At 72.6% G+C, this 19,031-nt stretch carries 17 protein-coding genes; 9 read left to right on the forward strand and 8 right to left on the reverse strand.

Annotation, left to right across the window (positions count from 1 at the left end; genetic code table 11):
• Positions 1-608 precede the first annotated feature (608 nt).
• The 4 genes from QSK03_RS25105 to QSK03_RS25120 all read right to left on the reverse strand — a co-directional run bounded on the left by QSK03_RS25105 (position 609) and on the right by QSK03_RS25120 (position 3,538).
• The gene (locus tag QSK03_RS25105; RefSeq protein ID WP_285657853.1) at positions 609-1,385 is read right to left on the reverse strand and encodes an alpha/beta fold hydrolase; all 777 of its coding nucleotides are present in this window, start codon (positions 1,383-1,385) and stop codon (positions 609-611) included.
• A 32-nt stretch (positions 1,386-1,417) separates the two neighbouring features.
• Complete coding sequence (locus QSK03_RS25110) at positions 1,418-2,329, reverse strand: alpha/beta hydrolase (protein ID WP_352232037.1); 912 nt, start codon at positions 2,327-2,329, stop codon at positions 1,418-1,420.
• 65 nt (positions 2,330-2,394) lie between these two features.
• Positions 2,395-3,042 (reverse strand): DUF308 domain-containing protein, encoded by a 648-nt coding sequence (locus QSK03_RS25115; protein WP_285657856.1) that lies wholly within the window; start codon positions 3,040-3,042, stop codon positions 2,395-2,397.
• 43 nt (positions 3,043-3,085) lie between these two features.
• Entirely contained in the window at positions 3,086-3,538 is a 453-nt protein-coding gene (locus tag QSK03_RS25120) for an SRPBCC family protein (RefSeq protein WP_285657858.1), read from the reverse strand.
• Between the two features lie 219 nt (positions 3,539-3,757).
• On the opposite strand from QSK03_RS25120, the gene QSK03_RS25125 reads away from it, so the two are divergent.
• From QSK03_RS25125 to QSK03_RS25140, 4 genes are read left to right on the forward strand one after another with little or no spacing between them, the layout of a single operon-like run.
• Positions 3,758-4,369, forward strand: coding sequence for a VOC family protein (locus QSK03_RS25125; protein WP_285657860.1), 612 nt, complete (start codon positions 3,758-3,760; stop codon positions 4,367-4,369).
• 28 nt (positions 4,370-4,397) lie between these two features.
• Positions 4,398-4,934, forward strand: a complete 537-nt coding sequence (locus tag QSK03_RS25130) for a hypothetical protein (RefSeq protein ID WP_285657862.1) — start codon at positions 4,398-4,400, stop codon at positions 4,932-4,934.
• Entirely contained in the window at positions 4,931-6,679 is a 1,749-nt protein-coding gene (gene poxB, locus QSK03_RS25135; RefSeq protein WP_285657863.1) for a ubiquinone-dependent pyruvate dehydrogenase, read from the forward strand. The genes QSK03_RS25130 and poxB overlap by 4 nt, the downstream gene beginning before the upstream one ends.
• A gap of 20 nt (positions 6,680-6,699) precedes the next feature.
• Entirely contained in the window at positions 6,700-7,074 is a 375-nt protein-coding gene (locus tag QSK03_RS25140; RefSeq protein WP_285657864.1) for a nuclear transport factor 2 family protein, read from the forward strand.
• Here QSK03_RS25140 and QSK03_RS25145 read toward each other — a convergent pair.
• The 3 genes from QSK03_RS25145 to QSK03_RS25155 all read right to left on the reverse strand — a co-directional run bounded on the left by QSK03_RS25145 (position 7,065) and on the right by QSK03_RS25155 (position 13,349).
• The gene (locus QSK03_RS25145; RefSeq protein WP_285657866.1) at positions 7,065-9,833 is read right to left on the reverse strand and encodes an ATP-binding protein; all 2,769 of its coding nucleotides are present in this window, start codon (positions 9,831-9,833) and stop codon (positions 7,065-7,067) included. The genes QSK03_RS25140 and QSK03_RS25145 overlap by 10 nt on opposite strands.
• Positions 9,834-9,906: 73 nt before the next feature.
• Entirely contained in the window at positions 9,907-12,681 is a 2,775-nt protein-coding gene (locus QSK03_RS25150; RefSeq protein ID WP_285657868.1) for a helix-turn-helix transcriptional regulator, read from the reverse strand.
• 191 nt (positions 12,682-12,872) lie between these two features.
• Positions 12,873-13,349: a VOC family protein gene (locus tag QSK03_RS25155; RefSeq protein WP_352232038.1), complete on the reverse strand. Its 477-nt coding sequence runs from the start codon at positions 13,347-13,349 to the stop codon at positions 12,873-12,875.
• Positions 13,350-13,554: 205 nt separating this feature from the next.
• Between QSK03_RS25155 and QSK03_RS25160 the strand changes: the two genes are divergently transcribed.
• From QSK03_RS25160 to QSK03_RS25180, 5 genes are all read left to right on the forward strand, one after another.
• Positions 13,555-15,585, forward strand: a complete 2,031-nt coding sequence (locus tag QSK03_RS25160; protein WP_285657872.1) for a hypothetical protein — start codon at positions 13,555-13,557, stop codon at positions 15,583-15,585.
• Positions 15,586-15,657: 72 nt separating this feature from the next.
• Positions 15,658-16,500, forward strand: coding sequence for an alpha/beta fold hydrolase (locus QSK03_RS25165; protein WP_285657874.1), 843 nt, complete (start codon positions 15,658-15,660; stop codon positions 16,498-16,500).
• A gap of 52 nt (positions 16,501-16,552) precedes the next feature.
• Positions 16,553-17,404, forward strand: a complete 852-nt coding sequence (locus tag QSK03_RS25170; protein ID WP_285657876.1) for an SDR family NAD(P)-dependent oxidoreductase — start codon at positions 16,553-16,555, stop codon at positions 17,402-17,404.
• Complete coding sequence (locus QSK03_RS25175) at positions 17,401-17,652, forward strand: hypothetical protein (protein WP_285657878.1); 252 nt, start codon at positions 17,401-17,403, stop codon at positions 17,650-17,652. The genes QSK03_RS25170 and QSK03_RS25175 overlap by 4 nt, the downstream gene beginning before the upstream one ends.
• Complete coding sequence (locus QSK03_RS25180) at positions 17,649-18,119, forward strand: YflT domain-containing protein (protein ID WP_285657880.1); 471 nt, start codon at positions 17,649-17,651, stop codon at positions 18,117-18,119. Before QSK03_RS25175 ends, QSK03_RS25180 begins: the two co-directional genes overlap by 4 nt.
• Positions 18,120-18,136: 17 nt before the next feature.
• On the opposite strand, the gene QSK03_RS25185 is transcribed toward QSK03_RS25180, so the two are convergent.
• On the reverse strand, positions 18,137-18,985 hold the full coding sequence (locus QSK03_RS25185) for an alpha/beta hydrolase (RefSeq protein ID WP_285657882.1): 849 nt from the start codon (positions 18,983-18,985) through the stop codon (positions 18,137-18,139).
• Between the last annotated feature and the right edge of the window lie 46 nt (positions 18,986-19,031).

Raw genomic sequence — 19,031 nt, forward strand, 5'->3', positions numbered from 1 at the left:
CCGGCACGAGCGAGATCCACGGCGCGACGCCGGAACTCCGGCGGGTGAGGTGCAGGCACGAACGACATCCTCCCTGGCGGACCGGGTCCACCTCAGACGACGTGTCCGGTGTCAGGGGCCAACCTCACTGCTCGATCACTGCGAGATGCGCAGACCACCTGCGAAGCTCCATACCGACTCGGGTAGTGCCCGGGCACCGCGGCTCGCAGAGTCGGGTTGCTGTAGGTCGTCGGCGTTCAGATCGCCGAACACGTACTCCACGTCACGACGGGCGTCGGCCGGCCCGAGCCGCGGCGGCTGCGAGGCTCAGGGGTGCCGCCATGCCGTCCCCTCGTCGGGGCTGGGCGACCGGTCCTGAAGGCCGGAGGCCGCGGACCATGGACGGTCCAGACGCTCGGCCAGCACCGTGTATCGGTGCCGCTCGAGGCATTCCAGGAGGACGTGCTCGATAGGTCCTTTGGCGCTCTTCAGCACGAACCGGTCCACGACCTCTGCAGGGGAGGTGCATCCGGGACAGCCGACGATCTCGAGAGCCGATCGTGACATGTCGTCCTCCTGATTGATGTGCGACGACGCGCTTCGTGGAAAGGCTGGCGCAGACGGTCGCGTCACGTGGTGGGAGCAGAGCTGCGTCCCTGTTCGGCGAGGAACTCCACCAGTGCCTCACCGGCCGGGCCCGGGTCCTCGAGCATGGCCGCGTGCCCTCCGGGCATCTCGACCAGGCCTGCATGCGGAAGCGCCTGCACGAGTTCGTGGGAGTGTTCGGGCGCGACGAAGCGGTCACCGGTCGCCGACACGACGAGCGTCGGAACCGTGATCAGCGCGAGATCCTCCGCGACATCCACGAAGCGCGCCGCCGCGATCTGCGCCTCGACTCCTGGTCCGGAGACGGTTCCGAAGGCGGTGACGATCGCCTCGCGCGCCTCGCGCGGCAGCGCCGCGAAGTAGGGCTCGGCGAAGGTGAGTCCCGCGAGGAAGGCGCCCGTCTCCGGGGCCCGTGCCGCGGCCAGGCCGGCCCACACGCGCAGGGCGAGATCCAAGGTCGGTCTCGGCCGGACGAAGCCGACGACGAGCGCCAGCGACCTCACCCGCTCGGGGTGTCGCGTCGCCGTTCGGACGGCGACCGCCGCCCCGAGGGACGTGCCTGCGAGCGCGAACTCGTCGATTCCCGCGTCGTGCGCTGCCGCCACGACGTGGTCGGCGAGCAGGTCGAGGTGCAGCGGGCCGTCGGGGAGCGGGGCGGACCCGGAGCCGGGAAGATCCGGCGCGAGGACGGTGAAGTGCTGCCGTAGAGCATCCAGCACGGGTCCCCAGCTGCCCAGCCCCGTGCTGCCGGTGCCGTGGACGAGCACCAGGCTTGGCCGGGCCGTCGTCGGATAGGTCATCTCGTCACGCCTCCCTCCGGGGCGCTGCACCGTCATGCCTGCCGTCCGATCGTTCGCCGGATCCAGTTCACCCTGGCCGCTCGGGCGTCGCGCGAGAGCACCGCGGTGGGCGCGACGGAGTCGAAGCCGTGGAAGCCGCCCGGCCAGACGTGGAGCTCGGCTTGACCGCCGGCGTGCCACAGCCGGGTCGCGTACTCGACGGCCTCGTCCCGGAACGTCTCGACCGAGGCGGCGTCGACGTAGGCCGGCGGGAGCCCGGCGAGCGAGTCCGCCCGCGCGGGTGCTGCGTAGGACGGTACGTCGGGTCCGCCCGCGGCGGGCCCGAGCAGCGCGGACCAGCCGGTGGCGTTCGACGTGCGGTCCCAGAGACCCTCACCGTCGAGCTCGGTGCTCGAGGGGGTGCGGGCGCGGTCGTCGAGCATCGGGCAGATCAGCATCTGCGCCGCCGGTGGCGGGACGCCGCGGTCGCGTGCCATCAGCGAGAGCCCGGCGGCGAGGCCGCCTCCGGCGCTGCCTCCTTCGACGACGATCCGACCTGGGTCGATGCCCAGCTCGTCCGCGTGGTCGGCGAGCCAGGTGAACGCGGCGTAGCAGTCCTCGACTGGAGCGGGATGCGGATGCTCGGGCGCCAGCCGGTACTCCACCGACGCGACGACCATCGGGACGGCACCCATCCACTCGAGCGCCCAGTCGAGCCCCACCATGCGGTGTCCGGCGACCATGCCCCCGCCGTGGATGTGCAGCAGGCCCGCACGCGGCTCAGCGCGTCCGCTCTCCTCAGCACGGAGCACCGTGACGACGACATCGGGCGCACCGGTCGGGCCGGGCACGACGTGATCCTCGACAGCGACGTCGACAAGCGCGTCCCGGGCGAGGACGCCGTACTCGTTCGTGATGGTGCGCAGGTGCGCGATCCCGTCCGGAGTGATGGTCGGAGGGTTCACCTCGTGCACCGCCGCGAGAACGGCAGCCAGTTCGGGGTCGAACGGTGGGTGCGGCCTGATGCTCCTCATCGACTCGACCGAGCGGGTCGGCCGGTGGCCGGGCGGCGCGCGCGCCAGGTCAGGAGCCCGGCCTGGATGACGAAGAACGCTCCGCCGGCGGCGGCGTACGCGACCAGCGGGTCGAACGTGGGAGCGAGCGACGTGGCGGCGGTGACGTTGTAGACGATGCCCACCAGGGTCGAGAGGGCGCCGGCGATCAGCATCGGCCACTGGCCGCCGCTCTGCGGGCCACGCCGTCGGAGCGCGACGACGAGCTGGGCGATGCCCGACAGGGTGGCCCAGACCCCGAAGGCGGCGAGCACGGCGCGGCTCCCACCGGAGGTCGCGACGGCCACCGCCACCGCCACCGCGGCGAGAGCGCTGGTGACGGCGTTGCCGTACAGGACCCTGCGCTCGGAGCTGCGGTGCGGGCGACTCGCGTCCACGAGGACCGCCACCAGATCGATCAGGGGGTAGATCACGAGCAGGACCGCGGCCACGGGGGTGAGCGAGTCCGCCAACGCCATGAACGCGACCGCCCAGGCGATCGCGACCAGCCCGCGCACGAGGTAGAGCCGGCGCGGGGAGGTGCCGGCTGCGACCGTCGGCTCGGGGGCGGTGTCGGCCGGGGGTGAGTTGAGGGAGCGTTCCGCTCCCCCACGGGTGCCGGTCATGGTGGGGCCTCTCGTTCGGTCGGATCGGTGTCGTGGTCCGGGATCAGGTCGCCAGGCCGCAACGGGCCTCGACGGTCCGGACGGTGTTCTGCAGGGCCTTGGAGAGGACGCCCTTCCCGACGGTGCCGAGGAGGGCTCCGACCACCCGCCCCTTGAGGTTCTTGCCGTCGCGCACCACGACGACGTCCACCGCGGTCGTCCCGTCGCTCTGCGGGGTGAGCGTGTAGGTGTGGCCCGACGCGCCGCCGAAGACGTTGGAGTCGGTGGTCGTCATGACGACACGGCGCGGGTCGGACCAGTCGTAGTTCAGGCGTTCCCAGATCCCGCCGGACCCTTCGGTGACGTCAGCGTGGTCGGGCCCCTTGTCGTGCACCTGCAGGTAGTCGTCGGCGCTGTTGCTGAAGAGCTCGGAGCGGCCCGGACCGAAGTCGGTCAGGCTCGCGACGAACTGCTCGGGCGTCGCCACGGTGCTCGTGGCGAGGTGGATCGTGGACACGGCGGGCCTCCTTGATCGGGTTCTGGCGCCATGTCCAGCCTGCGCAGCCGACGCCGCCCTCGCCCCCGTGGAAGACCCTGGTGGAGGCACGGGGCTCGGCGGTGGTGGCGAGTACCAGGGGGTTCACCAGGGACAACCCCTGGGGCGAGGTCCGGGCCGGCGGGTCGACGGTCGTCGTCGATGCCACACGGCAGGCGACGCACCCAGGAGGGGTTGACGATGGACATCAGACTCGAGCTCGTGGTCCTGCCGGTCTCGGACGTGGACCGCGCTGCGGACTTCTACACCGGGCTCGGCTTCCGGAAGGACCTCGACCACGCCGGTGCGGAGGGATTCCGGATCGTGCACCTCACGCCGCCGGGCTCGCCGGCGTCCATCGTCATCGGTGACGGGGTCACCGACGCCGTCCCCGGCTCGGCGCGGGGCATCCACCTGGTCGTCGAGGACATCGTCGCGATGCGCAAGGAGCTCGTCGCGCGCGGCGTCGACGCGAGCGAGATCTTCCACGACGCGGGAGGGTTGTTCCACCACGCCGGGATGATCGACCGGGTCGCCGGACCTCATCCCGACCGGCGGTCCTACGGCTCGTTCCTGTCGTTCGAGGACCCCGACGGCAACGGCTTCGTCGTCCAGGAGGTCACCGACCGCATCCCGGGCCGCATCGACGCGGTGGTCTACCGCTCGGCCGACGACGTGGAGCGGGCGCTGCGGAACGCCGCGATCGCCCACGGCCGGCACGAGGCCGAGATCGGGCACGAGGACCCGCAGTGGCCGGCCTGGTACGCCGCCCACATGACTCGCGCGGCCGGGCTCGAGCCGTCCCGGACCTGAGAGAACACGGGCGGAGGGATCGACAGCCATGAGAAGCGATCGGGGCGCTGTCACGCCCCTCGGCGCCGTCGCGCGAGGTCTGGCTGCGGGAGCGGCCGGCACGCTCGCGATGGATCTGTACTGGTTCGCGCTCTACCGGCACGGCGGCGGGACGAGCGGCTTCCGGAGCTGGGATCTGTCGGCGGGCTTGGAGAGCTGGGGTGAGGCGCCGGCGCCGGCCCAGGTCGGCAGGCGGCTGGTCGAGGGCCTGTTCCGCCGCGAGCTCCCCGAGCGCCGGGCAGCTCTGGTCAACAACCTCATCCACTGGGGCTACGGCACGGTGACCGGGGCGCAGTACGGCCTCCTGGCCGGCTCGGTGCGCACGCCACGCACCTGGTTCGGGGTGCCGTTCGGTTCCGGGGTGTGGGGCCTGAGCTACACCGTCCTGCCCCCGACCGGGCTGTACGAACCGATCTGGCGCTACGACCGGCGGACCCTCGCTCGGGATCTGGGCGCCCACCTCGTGTACGGGCTCGGCACCGCGGCAGCGTTCCGGCTGCTGGCCGCGGCCGCGGTGCGGACATGAGCCCCGCCCGCACGCTCGCCGACGTCGTGGTCGCCACCCTCGAGGCGTCGGGAGTCCGGCGCGTCCACGGGCTTCCCGGCGACTCGCTCAACGGTCTGACCGACGCGCTGCGCCGCCATCCGGAGGTGGCCTGGCAGCACGTCCGGCACGAGGAGTCGGCGGCTCTCGCGGCGTCCGGTGAGGCCGCGATCACCGGTGAGCTGGCGGTGTGCGCGGCGAGCTGCGGGCCGGGGAACCTGCACCTGATCAACGGCCTGTTCGACGCCCAGCGCAGCCGCGTCCCCGTGCTGGCGCTGGCCGCCCACATCCCGCTATCCGAGGTCGGCAGCGGCTACTTCCAGGAGACCCACCCGCCCGAGCTCTTCCGCGAGTGCAGCGTGTACGCCGAGCTGGTCAGCAGCCCCGAGCAGCTGCCCCGTGTCCTGCACATCGCCATGCGCAGCGCGATCGAACGGCGCGGTGTGGCCGTCGTCGTGATCCCCGGCGAGCTCCTCCTGCATCGGGCGCCGGACGCGTCGACGCCGACCGTCGCCCGCCCGACCACGCCGATCGTCCGCCCGAGCGAGGACGAGATCGTCGCCGCGGCGCGGGTGCTCGACGCCGCCGGATCGGTGACGATCCTCGCCGGCGCCGGCTGCGAGGGCGCGCACCGCGAGCTGCTCGAGGTCGCCGGGAGACTCCGGGCCCCGGTGGTCCACACCCTGCGCGGCAAGGAGTTCGTCGAGCACGACAACCCCTACGACGTCGGCATGACCGGTCTCCTCGGCTTCGCCTCCGGCTACCGGGCGATGGAGCACTGCGACGCCCTGCTGATGCTCGGTACCGACTTCCCGTACCGACCCTTCTATCCGCCGGACGCGCGGATCGTGCAGGTCGACATCCGAGGCGAGAACATCGGTCGACGCGTGCCCGTCGACGTCGCCCTCGTCGGCACCGTCAAGGACACCGTCGAGGCCCTGATCCAGCACCTACGCGCCGACCGGGACGACGAGCACCTCACCCGGATGACGGCCCACTACCGGCGAACCCGGGCCCGCTTCGCCGCACTCGCGGCCGCACAGGGAGGTCCGGGCCGGCTCCACCCCCAGCACGTCGTCACCGCGATCGACCACCACGCCGCCGACGATGTCGTCGTCGTTCCCGACGTCGGCACCCCGACGCTGTGGGCCGCCCGGTACATCGGCACGAACGGGCGCCGCCGGCTGATCGGCTCGTTCAACCACGGAACCATGGCCAACGCCCTCCCCCAGACCCTGGGCATCCAGGCCGCCCTCCCGGATCGGCAGGTCGTCGCCCTCTGCGGCGACGGTGGCCTGGCGATGCTGATGGGCGAGCTGCTCACCCTGCGCCAGCACCGACTGCCGGTGAAGGTGGTCGTCCTCGACAACGGTGCGCTCGCGTTCGTGGAGCTGGAGATGAAGGCGGCCGGCATCGTCAACCACGGCACCGATCTCGACAATCCCGACTTCGCCGCGCTTGCCCGCGCCATCGGCCTCCACGGCATCCGCGTCGACCACCCGGACCAGCTCGACGACGCCCTGCGGGATGCCTTCGCCCACCCCGGCCCGGTCCTCGTGGACGTCGTCACCGCGCGGCACGAGCTCGCCGTCCCGCCGAGGGTCGGGCTCCACGAGGCGGGCGGCTTCGCCCTCTGGGCCACGCGCAGCGTCCTGAGCGGCGACGGCAGCACGGTGCTCGACGTGGCGGCGTCCAACCTGCACCAGCTCGCACTCGAGAAAGCCTGACCGAGAGGAGATCAGAGCTCATGAACGACAACGACACCCTTGTCCGGGACTTCGTGGCGGCCTTCACCACCAAGGACGCCGAGCGCCTCGGCGAGTACCTCCACCCCGATGTGGTCTTCACCAGCTACGGCGACGACGAGGTACGGGGCCGCGACGCCGTCGTCCAGGTGTGGAAGAACGTGTTCAGCAGCTTCGAACGGGTCGAGTTCGAGACGATCCACCAGGCGGTGAACGGAGACGTCGTCATCGCCGAGCAGGTTCACGGGCTCGCCCTACCCGGAGGACCACTCGCCCCGATCAGGAACATGGCCGTCTACGAGCTCCGCGACGGCAAGATCGCCGCGTGGCGCGACTACACGAACCCCACCTTCGCGTCCACTCTGCTTCAGGGGTGACCGGTCCCTGCGGGGCCGAGCGCCGCGGGGAGCTCCTTGCGCCCGGTGACACCGAGCTTGGTGAACACCTTGCGCAGGTGCCATTCCACGGTCCGCGGGCTGAGGAGCAGGTGAGCGCCGATCTCGGGGTTGCTGTGCCCCGCACCGGCCAGTCGGGCGATCTCTGCCTCCTGGGCGGAGAGGGTGTCGGACGGCTGCACGTCGGGACGGGACACCTTCTCACCCACCGCAGCCAGCTCGTGACGCGCGCGGTCGGCGAAGGCGTGCATCCCGATCGCGCCGAGCATCTCGTGGGCGGTGCGCAAGGGCGCCCGGGCGTCGGCACGGCGACCTTCGCGGCGGAGCCACTCGCCGTGCAGCAGGTGGGTACGGGCGAGCTCGGGGCGCACCCCCGTCCGCGACAACCTCGCGACCGCCTCCTGGTAGAGGCTCTCGGCCTCCCGGCCGGCGCCGAGCAGCGCGCGTGAGCGTGCCTGCATCCCGAGTGCCCAGTCGCTCCCCGATGCCTCGGTGGCCTCGACGAGCCGCTCGAGCCCGTCGTGGGCCCGATCGGGACGTCCGCACCTGACCGCGGCCTCGACGAGCTCGCTGACGCACCACGTCGACACGAACAGCTCCGGTGTGTCCTCGCTGGCATCCTGTGCCGCGACCAGCGCCTCGTCGTAGCGCCCGAGACCGTTGCCCAGGATCGCCTGCGACCACCGCGCGTACTGGACGGCGATGCCCTGCCCTCCGGCCGTGGCCTCCCGGACGGTGCCCTCGATCAGGGGCACGGCCTCGGCCTCCCGCCCCCTCATGCCGGCGACCAGCAGCGCGCCGTAGGGCGCGTGCCGGGTGCCCGTCGCCTCGGTGACCGCGCCGGCCTCGGCCGCCAGCGATGCCGCCCGTCGCAGGTCTCCACCCAGCGCCACCGCCTGCGCGAGGACGTTGGTCCCGGACGCGAGCACGCTCAGCGCGCCCGTGCCGCGGGCGACCGCCACCTCGTGCGCCGTGATGGCGAGGCACCTGTCGTAGTCCCACACCATCACGGCCGCCGCGGTCGCGAGCCATCCCCAGCGCAGCACCTCGTCGACGGTGGCCTCGCTGCTGTCGAAGCCCGCGACCGCTCGCGCCAGAACGGGTGCCGCGGCGCGCCGCCCGGCGGTGACGGCCAGGGAGAACCCCTCGAGCAGGAGGTCGGCGGGGCGAGGGGAACTAGCGGTCCGCGGTGCGGCCAGCGCCTGCCGCGAGATCTGCGAGAGGCTCACCTCGTGGGCGAGCGGTCCGGCGTAGAGCGCCGCCCCCCAGGCGTCGAGGTAGGTCTCGAGGGCGAGGCGCGGATGGAGCGGCTCCAGCGTCCCGGCCGCCCGGAGCAGCATCGCCGGCCCGTCACCGCCCCGACCCCGCAGGTAGGTCGCCTGCGCCCGCAGGACACCGGATCGCGCACGCGCCAGCTCGTCGAGGGGTCCGGCCTCGGCCGTGGCCAGGAGCTCGACGGTCGCCTCGAAGGCCCCGGCCTGGACGCTGACCTCGGCGGCGATCAGTGCGCGCTCGGCACGACGCTCGGGGTCGCTGGTCAGGGCGGACGAGCGCTGCAGGAAGGCCGCGGCCGCAGCCAGCCCGCCTCGCGTCCGCGCCCGCTCCGCCGAACGCTCCAGTTCCGTGGCGATGTCGTCGTCGTGGCCGACCGTGGCCGCCGCGAGGTGCCACGCGCGGCGATCGGGGGCGGCGTCGCGGTCGGTGACCTCGGCCAGCGCGAGGTGCACCGCTCGACGTTCCGCCGCGTCCGCGGCTCGGTAGACGGCGGAGCGCACGAGGGGGTGACGGAACGTCACACGCTCGCCGATCGTGAGCAGGCCGTCCGTCTCCGGGCTGTCGGCCGTCGACACCGCCAGGCCCAGCCGCTCGGCGGCCCGCCACAGCAGCAGGGGGTCGCCGAGGGGCTCGGCCGCCGCGATCAGCAGGAGCGAGCGCACGTCCGGAGAGAGCGGCTCGACGCTGCGACGGAAGCCCTCCTCGATCCGGCCGGCGACGCCGTGCGAGCCGGACAGCCCGAAGCCGCCGGCCAGCTCGTCGAAGGTCACTCGCCGTGGCAGCTCGACGAGCGCCAGCGGGTTGCCGCGCGCCTCGGCCACGATGCGCTCGCGCACCCTCTCGTCCAGCGGACCGGTGAGGACGGACGCGAGCAGGGCTCTCGCATCGTCGTCGCGCAGGCCCTCGAGGATCAGCGCGGGCGAGCTCGCCAGGTACTGCTCGTCACTGGGCTCCCGCATCGCGACCAGCAGGAGGACGGCCTCGGCGGCGAGGCGACGGGCGACGAAGGCGAGCACCTCCGCCGAGGCCCGGTCCAGCCACTGCGCGTCGTCGACGACGCAGATCAACGGCCGCTCGGCCGCCACCTCGGAGAGCAGGGTCAGGACGGCGAGTCCGACGAGCAGGCGATCCGGGGTGTCGCCCGTCCGCAGTCCGAACGCGACCCCGAGCGCGTCCGCCTGGGGTTCCGGGAGCCGCGTGAGGCCGTCGAGGAACGGCGCACAGAGCTGGTGCAGACCGGCGAAGGGCAGCTCCATCTCCGACTCGACGCCCGCCACACGCGCGACCCGGCAGCCCGACGCGTGCCGACAGAGGTGGTCGAGCAGCGCTGTCTTGCCCATCCCCGGCGCCCCGCGCAGCACCAGGACCCCGCTCTGCCCGGCCCGGACCCCTGCGAGCAGGCGATCGAGGTGGTCGCGCTCGCGGCGCCGGCCACGCAGCTCGGGAGGGGCGTCACCTCCCCGCATGGCGGCAGGCTAGCGCGTCCGGGAGGGCCGTGACCGGTGCTCGCGCGTCCGTCGGTGACGGCGACGGCCCGGCTCAGCGGGCGGGGACGAGCGCTGCGGCATCGACCGCGTGGCGCAGCTCCCTCCGCGAGCCGACGCCGAGCTTGGAGAACACCTTGCGCAGGTGCCACTCCACGGTGCGAGGGCTGATGAACAGCTGGCCACCGATCTCCGGGTTCGTGTACCCGGCCACCGCGAGGCGAGCGATGTGCCGTTCCTGGTCGGTCAGCTCGGTGGTCGCCGCGACCGTCCGCTTGCGCACCGTCTCCCCCGTGGCCAGCAGTTCGTGACGGGCACGCTCGGCGAACGCCTCGGCGCCCATCGCGGCGAGCATCTCGTGGGCGAGGCGCAGTTCCCGCCGGGCGTCGACCCGTCGGTGCTCCCGCCGCAACCATTCGCCGTAGACGAGGTGGGCCCGAGCGAGCGCGGATCGGACCCGGGTACGTCCGAGGTGATCGATCGCCTTCCGGTAGGCACGCTCGGCCGCCTCTCCCTCCGCCAGCAGCGCGCGGGCCCGAGCCGCGGTCCCGAGCGCCCAATCGGTCGCGCAGGCGTCGGCCATCTGCGTGAGTCGACGCGCGGCACAGGCGGCACGTTCGGGCTTGCCGGTCCTGGCGGCGGCTTCGACCAGCTCGACCATGGACCAGTTGGCCAGGCCGAGCTCCTCGGGATACTCGCTGCCGCGCTCTGCGGCTGCGAGCGCCGCTTCGTACTGGCCCGATCCGTTGTGCAGCAGTGCGGTCGCCCAGGCGACGGCCGTCAACCACTGCCCCTCGCCGCGCGCGGTGGTCTCAGGTGTCGCGGCAGCAGCGAGCTCCTCGGTCCTGGACTTCTCGCCTCGCCACGCAGCGACGACGAGGGCGCCGTAGGGAGCGGAGGTGGCGCCCGTCGCCTCCGCGATGGCCTGACCCTCCTCGGCCATCGCGACGGCGCTCGACACGTCACCGGCGAACAGCCGCTCCGCCAGGCGCAGGTTCAGGCCCACGGGCAGCACGCTGAACGTGCCGCGGTCGCGGGCCAGGTCCGTCAGCAACCGGGACAGCACGTGCCAGCTCTCGTCGTCCCACATGTCGTGGGACACCCGGCTGACCAGTGGGAGCCAGCGCAGGAGCATGTCGGTACGGACCTCGGTGTCCCGGAACGCGTGCAGCGCCGTGCGCAAGCTCGGCGCGCCGGCGGCGTAGCCGTCGCTGATCAGGCGCGCCAGGCCGTCGAGCAGAGGTGTGCAGGCGTCTGGCCGGCGCGTCGTCGGCGGCGCCGCTCCCACGGCAGCGGCCACGTCCCGCACCCGGCCCGACGACGCGAGCCGGCCGGCCCTCAGGGCGGAGTAGAAGGCGTCGCGGTAGGTCTCGCGAGCCAGGTCGACGTCCAGCGTCTGCAGGCGCTCGGCCGCGTGGAGGAGACCGGCCGCCCGGTCCGGGGCCGACGCGGTGGTGATGTGGGCCCGCAGGAGGTCCGCGCGTGCGGCGGCCGTCTCGTCCCGCGGACCCGCTTCGGCGATGGCGAGCAGCCGGAGGGCGCGGTCCGGTGCGCCCGCGTGGTACTTCGCCTGGGCGGCGGCGAGCGCCCGCGCGCTGCGCCGCGCCGGGTCGGGGGTGATCTCGGCGGCGCGCTCGCGGAAGGCCGCCGCCGCGGCCACGCCACCACGGGCTCGGGCACGGTCGGCCGACTGCTCGAGCTCGGCGGCGACGTCCTCGTCCAGTCCGAGGGTGGCCTGGGACCGGTGCCAGGCGCGGCGGTCGGGATCGTCAGGGTCGGTCGCGTCGGCCAGGGCCCGGTGGGCGTTGCGTCGTTCCTGCGGTGGCGCGGACCGGTAGGCCGTGGAGCGCGCGAGCGGGTGGCAGAAGCGCATGTCGCTGCCGGCTCCGATGAGCCCCTCGGCGGCGGCCGGTTCGGCGGCCTCCGGGGTGATGCCCCAGCGGTCGGCCGCCCGCCGGACGAGCGCGGCGTCCTGGCCCGACTCGGCAGCGGCGAGCAGCAGGAGACGTCTCGTCGCGGCGGGCAGGGTCTCCAGGCGGCGGCGAAGGCTCTCCACGATCCGCCCCGACACGGCGCGGGCCGGAGCGCCGGCCAGGCCGAGCCCCCCGGCCACCTGCTCCGGTGTCGACCCGCGCACCACCTCGAGCAGGGCCAGCGGATTGCCGCGCGTCTCGGCGACGATCCGGCTGCGCACCTGCTCGTCCAGCGGCCCGGTGACGACGCCGTCCAGCAGGGCACGCGCCTCCGTGTCGGACAGGCCGTCCACCACGATGTCGGGCAACCCGGCGAGCTCGGGTTCGTCGCTGGGCTCCCGCACCGCGAAGACGAGGGCAAGGGCGTCGGCGTCCACCCGGCGTGCCGCGAAGGCGAGCGCCTGCAGCGACGCCCGGTCCAGCCACTGGGCGTCGTCGATCACGCAGATGAGCGACTGGTCGCCCGCCGCCTCGGCCAGCAGACTCAGTACGGCCAGCCCGATCAGGAAGCGGTCGGGCGGAGGACCGGCCAGCATCCCGAACGCGGTCCGGAGCGCATCTCGTTGGGGCCCGGGGAGGCGGTCGAGCCGGTCCAGATCCGGGGCGCAGAGCTGGTGCAGGCCGGCAAAGGCGATCTCCATCTCCGACTCGACGCCCGACGCCCGGGCGATGCGGCATCCCGGTGCGCGCGCGGCGAGGTGCTGCAGCAGGGCGGTCTTGCCCACACCCGCCTCGCCGCGCACGACGAGCGCGGTGCTCCGCCCCTCGCGGAGGTGGCTCACGAGATCGTCGAGGGCATCGAGCTCCCGGCGACGGCCCACCAACCGGCCCCGCGACGGCTCCACCTCGTCGGGCATCTCAGTCACTCCGCCCGCTCGCGACGGCGCCCACCGTCGGCTCGGCGACGTGCCCGCCGGTGCGACGACCCGTGGCGATGGTAGCCACCCGGGCGACCGTCGACCGTCGGTCGCCGCCGCGTGGTACGACGGGGCCCGCCGCGCGGCGGGCGGGGGCCGATCGCCCGATGACAGGGGCGGTGCCGCGCTGCTCATGGCGTCCTCCATCGTTCCTGTGGGGCTTCGTGCTGCAGAGCTGCCGCCGTAGGCCGGCTCGCGACCTCCTGCAGCAGCCAGCCGTTCCCGTCCGGATCGGCGAAGGAGGCGAAGGAGGCATAGCTTCGGCGGCCTGGATCCAGGCCGGGAACACGCTCCCGGTGCCCGCCGTGGTGGAAGACCCCGCCGCCGTCGTGGAACACCTCGCTGACCTCGGCCCCCCGCTCCTGCAGGTCGGCACGAGCGGCTTCGATGTCGACGACGACCAGGTGGAGGCCCTGGGCGGTGCCGGGGACGGCGGTGGTGATGCCGCTACCGAAGGCGATCGAGCACCGGGACCCCGGCGGGGTGATCTGGACGAACCGCAGCTCGTCGCCGCTGGTGTCGCCGTCGAGCCGCCACCCCAGACGCGTGTAGAACGCCTTGGCCCGGTCTACATCGGTGACCGGCACGACGACGACCTCGAGCCCCATGTCCATCAGGTCAGCTCCCGACTGCGGCCCCGGTCCGCCCGGCCCGTCCCGAGCGATGTCGCGACGAGCATCGCGCCACCCGATGACCCTCGCGCCCGTGAGACACCCTGGCCTGCGTCGCGGACGCGTGTTCGGTGCCCACCAGGGACGGGGCCAGTGCGTTGTACTGGGGCGAGCGGCCTCCGCCGACATCACCGTCGACACCATGACGAACGGCGGGACGGACAGCCTGACCCTGGCCTCGACGTGGCGAGCGGTCGTGGGCTCGACGATCGACGACGGGCTGCTGACCTGGCCGCCCGACGTGTTCGCCCTGACCGACGTCCTCCTGCACCGGTCGGAGGCGTTCCGCTTCACCCTCGGCCCACCGGGCGAGTGGCCTCCCGCGGGCAGCCCCGGCTGGGCCGAGGAGGTCGAGCGTGCGGCCACCCTGTGGCGAACGGCCGCGGAGCGATCCGACGCGCCCCCCGATCTCGTGGTCGAGGCGTGGCACCTCATCGCGCGACACGCCGACGTGCCCCTCGAGCACCTGGCCCAGGGACGCGAACCCGTGGTGTGCGAGGCGCTGCTGACGTTGCACGCCGTCGCCGACGAGGCGTGCGCCGGCCTCGGAGTCGCTCTGGACAGCAGCGACGCCGACGCCGGGGTGTACCGGGCACGCGGGCGGGAGCTGCTGGTCAGAACGGGATCGATGGCTCGTCTCGACCCGCACCTGCTACGGGTGCTGCCCAAGGTGCGGACGCCCCCGACGGGGCGGGCGGCGCACTCCCGCTACGCCTGCGTGCAGGACGGGGTCCCCGACGCGTGCTGGCACAAGGTCCCGGCCCGTCACCGCGGCAGCGACGTGCGCTCCGAGTTCGCCCGGATCCTGCTGCTGCCCTGGCCGCTGCGTGTCCGGGCCTCCGACTTCCGGCCGGCCGACGGCGGCGTCCGGCGACCGGACCGGGAGCCCTACGCCTTCTTCGAGTTCGCACCCCGAGAGGCCCTCGACCTCGACCTCCTCGACCGGGTGCTCACTTCCGCCCGGGACGAGGCCGGCGGGGTGGACGTCGTCTACCTGCCCGAGAGCGCCGTCGATGCCACCGAGATCGCGGGCCTCGAGGCCCTGCTCCACCGCCACGGGGTCGTGTTCCTGCAGGCCGGGGTCCGTGAGCACTCCCCCGACCCGACTCGGTTCCCCGGCAGCGCGATCCACATCGGGATCAACCCGTTGCTCGAGAAGGGCGCCTCGCGCACCGACGAGCCGGCACCGCCCTGGTGGCACATCCGACAGGGCAAGCACCACCGCTGGTCACTCGACCGCGCCCAGATCGACCAGTACCACCTGGGAGGGCAGCTGCACCCCCAGGTGCGCTGGTGGGAGGCGGTCGACGTCCCACGCCAGGCGGTCCAGTTCGTGGAGGTCGCCGAGCTCACGCTCGCCTGCTTGGTCTGCGAGGACCTCGCCCAGAACGACGACGTCGCCGAGCTCATCCGGGCGGTCGGCCCCACCATCGTCTTCCCCGCGTTGCTCGACGGACCCCAGCTGGGCTCGCGGTGGGCGTCGCGCTACGCCAGCGGCCTGGCCGACGACCCCGGCTCGGCCGTGCTGACGCTGACGTCCTACGGCATGGTCGCGCGCTCCCGCCCCAACGACCGGGCCGTGGCACCCGTCGTCGCGTTGTGGAAGGACTCGACCGGCGGCTTCCACGAGATCCCCCTCGAGGCCGGCGCCCACGCCGTCCTCCTGACCGTGTGCATGGACCGCGCGACCCGGCGCAGCGCCGACGGCCGAGCACCCGCGAACAACGGAACGGAGTGCTTCGCTGCCGCGATCCACCAGGTCCGGGCACGGGCCGCGGGAGCGGACTCGCGCCCGCCGGCGGCCGGCTCCGCCGCGTCGGCCGCCTCGGCCGCGCTCGACGTCCACGAGCTCACCGTCCTCACCTGCTGGGCCGAAGCGGTCGCCGAAGCCCTCGCCTACGCGCCGGAGCGCACCGCCGGGGTGGTGGCGGAGGCCCGCGCGGACGCCGCGTGGCGCAAGGAGCTCGGACTCGAGCCGCCCACGCCCCGGCTGGACGAGGCGATCACCGACATGGCCTCCCTCCTCGCGGAAGCGGCCGCCCGAGGCGAGCCGACACGTGGCGCGCTGATCGCCGTGGCCGAGCGCGCGCCGTCGGACACCTCGCCGATCGCGCGCCTGGTCCGGCGAGTCCTGATCGCCATGGTCGAGGAACGGTCCACCCGCCTGACCTGAAGCACACCAGACATAGGGCGAGTGACCGGCCACATCGCCCACCCCACCCACCAACCGGCAAGGAGAAGACCCATGTCCTTCGTGACCGTCGGCCGCGAGAACGGCGCCGACATCTCTCTGCACTACAACGACCACGGCAGCGGCCACCCGATCGTGCTGATCCACGGCTACCCCCTCGACGGCAACTCCTGGGAACGCCAGGAACGCGCCCTGCTCGAGGCCGGCTACCGCTGCATCAGCTACGACCGCCGCGGCTTCGGGGCCTCCAGCCAGCCGACTGCGGGCTATGACTACGACACCTTCGCCGCCGACCTCAAGGCGCTGCTCGACCACCTCGCCCTCGACCAGGACGTGGTGCTGGCCGGCTTCTCGATGGGCACCGGCGAAGTCACCCGATATCTCGGCGCCTACGGCTCGTCCGGAGTGTCCAAAGCGATCATGCTCGGCGTGATCCCGCCGTTCCTGCTCCAGACCGGCGACAACCCCCGAGGCGTGCCCGGCGAGGTCTTCGACGGAATCAAGGCCGCCATTCTCGCCGACCGGTACGCCTACTTCGACGAGTTCTTCACCGACTTCTACAACACCGACGTCCTGGCCCCGAAGCGCATCGGCGAGGCGACGCTGCGCGCGAACTTCCAGACCGCGGCTCGGAGCGGCCCGTACGCGACCCTGGCCTGCGTCGACTCGTGGCTCAGCGACTTCCGCGCCGACCTGCCCCGCATCGACGTGCCGACCCTGGTCGTCCACGGGACCGCGGACCGGATCCTGCCGTTCGACGCGACCGCCGGCCGGCTCCGCGACGAGAAGCTGATCGCCGACCTGACCGTCGTCGAGATCCCCGACGGGCCCCACAACGTTGGCTGGACCTTCCCCGAGGAGGTCAACGCCGCGCTCCTCGACTTCCTCGCCCGCTGAGCGCACGTCGCGCGCCCGATCATATTTCGATTCTCGACATGAGGAGACGGACGTGGATTTCCAACTGAGAGGCAAGCGGGCGCTCGTGACGGGGGCGAGCTCGGGGCTCGGCGCGGCCATCGCAACACTTCTCGCGCGTGAAGGCGCTGAGGTGGTCGTGCACGGGCGCAACGAGGAGAGGACCTCGCTGGTCGTCAAGGCCATCCGTGACGAGGAGGGAGCGGCCACCGCCGTCACCGGAAATCTGGACACCGATGAGGAGGCGGACGCCGTCGCCGGCGCCGCGCTCGCCGACGGACACGTCGACATCCTGGTGAACAACGTGGGCTACTTCGAGCCACAACGAACCTGGAGCGATCTCACGTCGAGCGGCTGGGCCGACATCTACAACGTGAACGTCCTCTCGAGTGTTCGGTTGATCCGGCGTCTCGTGCCGCCCATGCGAGAGCGGCGGTGGGGTCGGGTCATCCAGATCAGCAGTGTGACCGGGCTGCTGCCGACCGCGGCGCAGCCACACTACGGGGCGACGAACGCGGCCCGCGACTACCTGTCCCGATCGCTCTCGCGGGAACTGGGAGAAACCGGTGTCACCGCGAACACCGTCGCACCGGGCGGAATACTCACCGACGCCGGCAAGGACACGCTCGTCGAGTTCGGACGAGCGAACACCATGGGCAACACCTGGGACGAGATGGAAACGGCAGTCGTCCACTCCCTCGCCCCCAACGACATCGGCCGCATCGCCCGTCTCGAAGAAGTCGGATCCGCCGTCGTCTACCTGGCGAGTCCGGTAGCGAACTACCTGACTGGCACCACGATCAGGCTCGACGGCAACTGGTACCTGCCCGCCCGCCGAGCGACGCCGCTGCCGCTGCGCCCGCCGACGACCGTGGATACGCCATGAACGTCCGCACCACGCCGGTCATGATCGTCGCGAGCCGGACCGAGGCCGATCTCGTCGCCCGCTTCCTGCGTAGCCGGGGCATTCGGGCCGCCGTCGCTGCGGACGACGCCGGGGGCCAGGTGCCGCAACTGCAGCTGCAGGGGGTTCGCGTGCTCGTGGACCCGTCCGACGAAGAGAAGGCCCTCCGGCACCTTGCCGCTGCCGGCGCAGTGACAGGTACAACACGACCACGCCAGGAGACACCATGACACGGACACGCTCTGCGCGAGAGACCATCAGCGTCCACGCCGAGTACGAGGAGGCGCAGCACGACGTCGACACCCTGTCCGACGCGCTCTTCCCGGTCGATCGCACCAGTATCGTCGGTCGCGATCTGCGGCTGGACGAGACCGTCACCGGACGGCTGACCGTCCCACGCGCAGCGGCCGCGGGCGCCGCGAGTGGCGCGTGGTTCGGCCTGCTGATCGGTGTGGTCTTCTTCCTCTTCACGCCGAACTTTCTCCTCCCGGTCGCCGCCGGGATCGTCCTCGGCGCGATCTTCGGGGGGATCTTCGGGGCCGTCGCGCACGCGGCAACACGCGGGCGTCGCGACTTCGCCTCGGTGCGTCGACTGGAGGCGAGCAGCTACGAGGTGCAGGTCGACGCCGAGCTCGCCGGTCGAGCACGGGGCCTGCTGAACCCCCGTCCGCCCCTCGAGGTGATGGACGGTCCGTGAATGGTCCCCGCTGGTACCTAGCGGGTGGCGTGCTCATGCAGGCCGCGGGATATGGCGTCGATGGAGTCGGCGACCATGCGGTTCGCGACCGCGGAAGGGAATAGGTGTGCGCCGTGAAAAGTCCCCGGGTAGTGCCGCAACTCGACATGCACACCGGCGTGGATCAATCGTTGTGCGTAGGCCAAGCCCTCATCACGTAACGGGTCGAACTCCGCCACGTAGATGTAGGTTCGGGGGAGCCTGGTCAGATCCGTGGCCCGCCACGCGGCCGCGTGAGGTGGGACGTCCTCGGTGCCGTAGAGGTCGCCGAGGTAGGACGACCAGGCAATCCGGACCTCGTTGCGCCACAGCAGCGGCGTATCGACGAACTGCACCGCGGAGCTGTGATCGAGAGTGTCGTCGAGAACCGGTACGCCGAGGTACTGGAAAGACAGAGATGGGCCACCACGGTCACGGGCCAGGATCGCCAGGCACGCACTCAGCCCGGCACCGGCGCTCTCGCCGCCCACGCCCAACCGGGTGGGGTCGATCCGCAGCTCCCCAGCCCGCTTCGTGACCCACTCCAACGCCGCATAGCAGTCCTCGATGGCCGCCGGGAAGCGGTGCTCAGGAGAGCGTCGGTATCCGACGGAGACCACGACAGCGCGAGCCTGGTCGGCGATCCGCCGGCAGTCGTTATCGAAGGCTTCGATATTGCCGGTGATCCAGCCACCGCCGTGAATGTACACCAACCCGGGCAGCGGGTTGGCGGAACCCTCCGGGGCAAAGATCCGTACACGGACCTCAGGTGAACCGTCGGGTCCGGGAATCATGACGTCGCGCACTGCCAGGGGGCTGGCGGACTCGCACGCCGTCGCGCCGCTCATGAGGCTCTCGGAGACCTCGCGGGCATACGCGTAGTCGGCGAGACTG

It is taken from the genome of Actinomycetospora sp. NBRC 106375, from assembly GCF_030269665.1.
GTDB lineage: Bacteria > Actinomycetota > Actinomycetes > Mycobacteriales > Pseudonocardiaceae > Actinomycetospora.

Coding starts and splice junctions, on each gene's coding strand:
- QSK03_RS25105 (WP_285657853.1), bottom strand. CDS start 1,385: ATGACCTATCCGACGACGGCCCGGCCAAGCCTGGTGCTCGTCCACGGC.
- QSK03_RS25115 (WP_285657856.1), bottom strand. CDS start 3,042: ATGACCGGCACCCGTGGGGGAGCGGAACGCTCCCTCAACTCACCCCCG.
- QSK03_RS25125 (WP_285657860.1), top strand. CDS start 3,758: ATGGACATCAGACTCGAGCTCGTGGTCCTGCCGGTCTCGGACGTGGAC.
- QSK03_RS25130 (WP_285657862.1), top strand. CDS start 4,398: ATGAGAAGCGATCGGGGCGCTGTCACGCCCCTCGGCGCCGTCGCGCGA.
- poxB (WP_285657863.1), top strand. CDS start 4,931: ATGAGCCCCGCCCGCACGCTCGCCGACGTCGTGGTCGCCACCCTCGAG.
- QSK03_RS25140 (WP_285657864.1), top strand. CDS start 6,700: ATGAACGACAACGACACCCTTGTCCGGGACTTCGTGGCGGCCTTCACC.
- QSK03_RS25145 (WP_285657866.1), bottom strand. CDS start 9,833: ATGCGGGGAGGTGACGCCCCTCCCGAGCTGCGTGGCCGGCGCCGCGAG.
- QSK03_RS25150 (WP_285657868.1), bottom strand. CDS start 12,681: ATGCCCGACGAGGTGGAGCCGTCGCGGGGCCGGTTGGTGGGCCGTCGC.
- QSK03_RS25155 (WP_352232038.1), bottom strand. CDS start 13,349: ATGGGGCTCGAGGTCGTCGTCGTGCCGGTCACCGATGTAGACCGGGCC.
- QSK03_RS25160 (WP_285657872.1), top strand. CDS start 13,555: ATGACGAACGGCGGGACGGACAGCCTGACCCTGGCCTCGACGTGGCGA.
- QSK03_RS25165 (WP_285657874.1), top strand. CDS start 15,658: ATGTCCTTCGTGACCGTCGGCCGCGAGAACGGCGCCGACATCTCTCTG.
- QSK03_RS25175 (WP_285657878.1), top strand. CDS start 17,401: ATGAACGTCCGCACCACGCCGGTCATGATCGTCGCGAGCCGGACCGAG.
- QSK03_RS25180 (WP_285657880.1), top strand. CDS start 17,649: ATGACACGGACACGCTCTGCGCGAGAGACCATCAGCGTCCACGCCGAG.
- QSK03_RS25185 (WP_285657882.1), bottom strand. CDS start 18,985: ATGAGCGGCGCGACGGCGTGCGAGTCCGCCAGCCCCCTGGCAGTGCGC.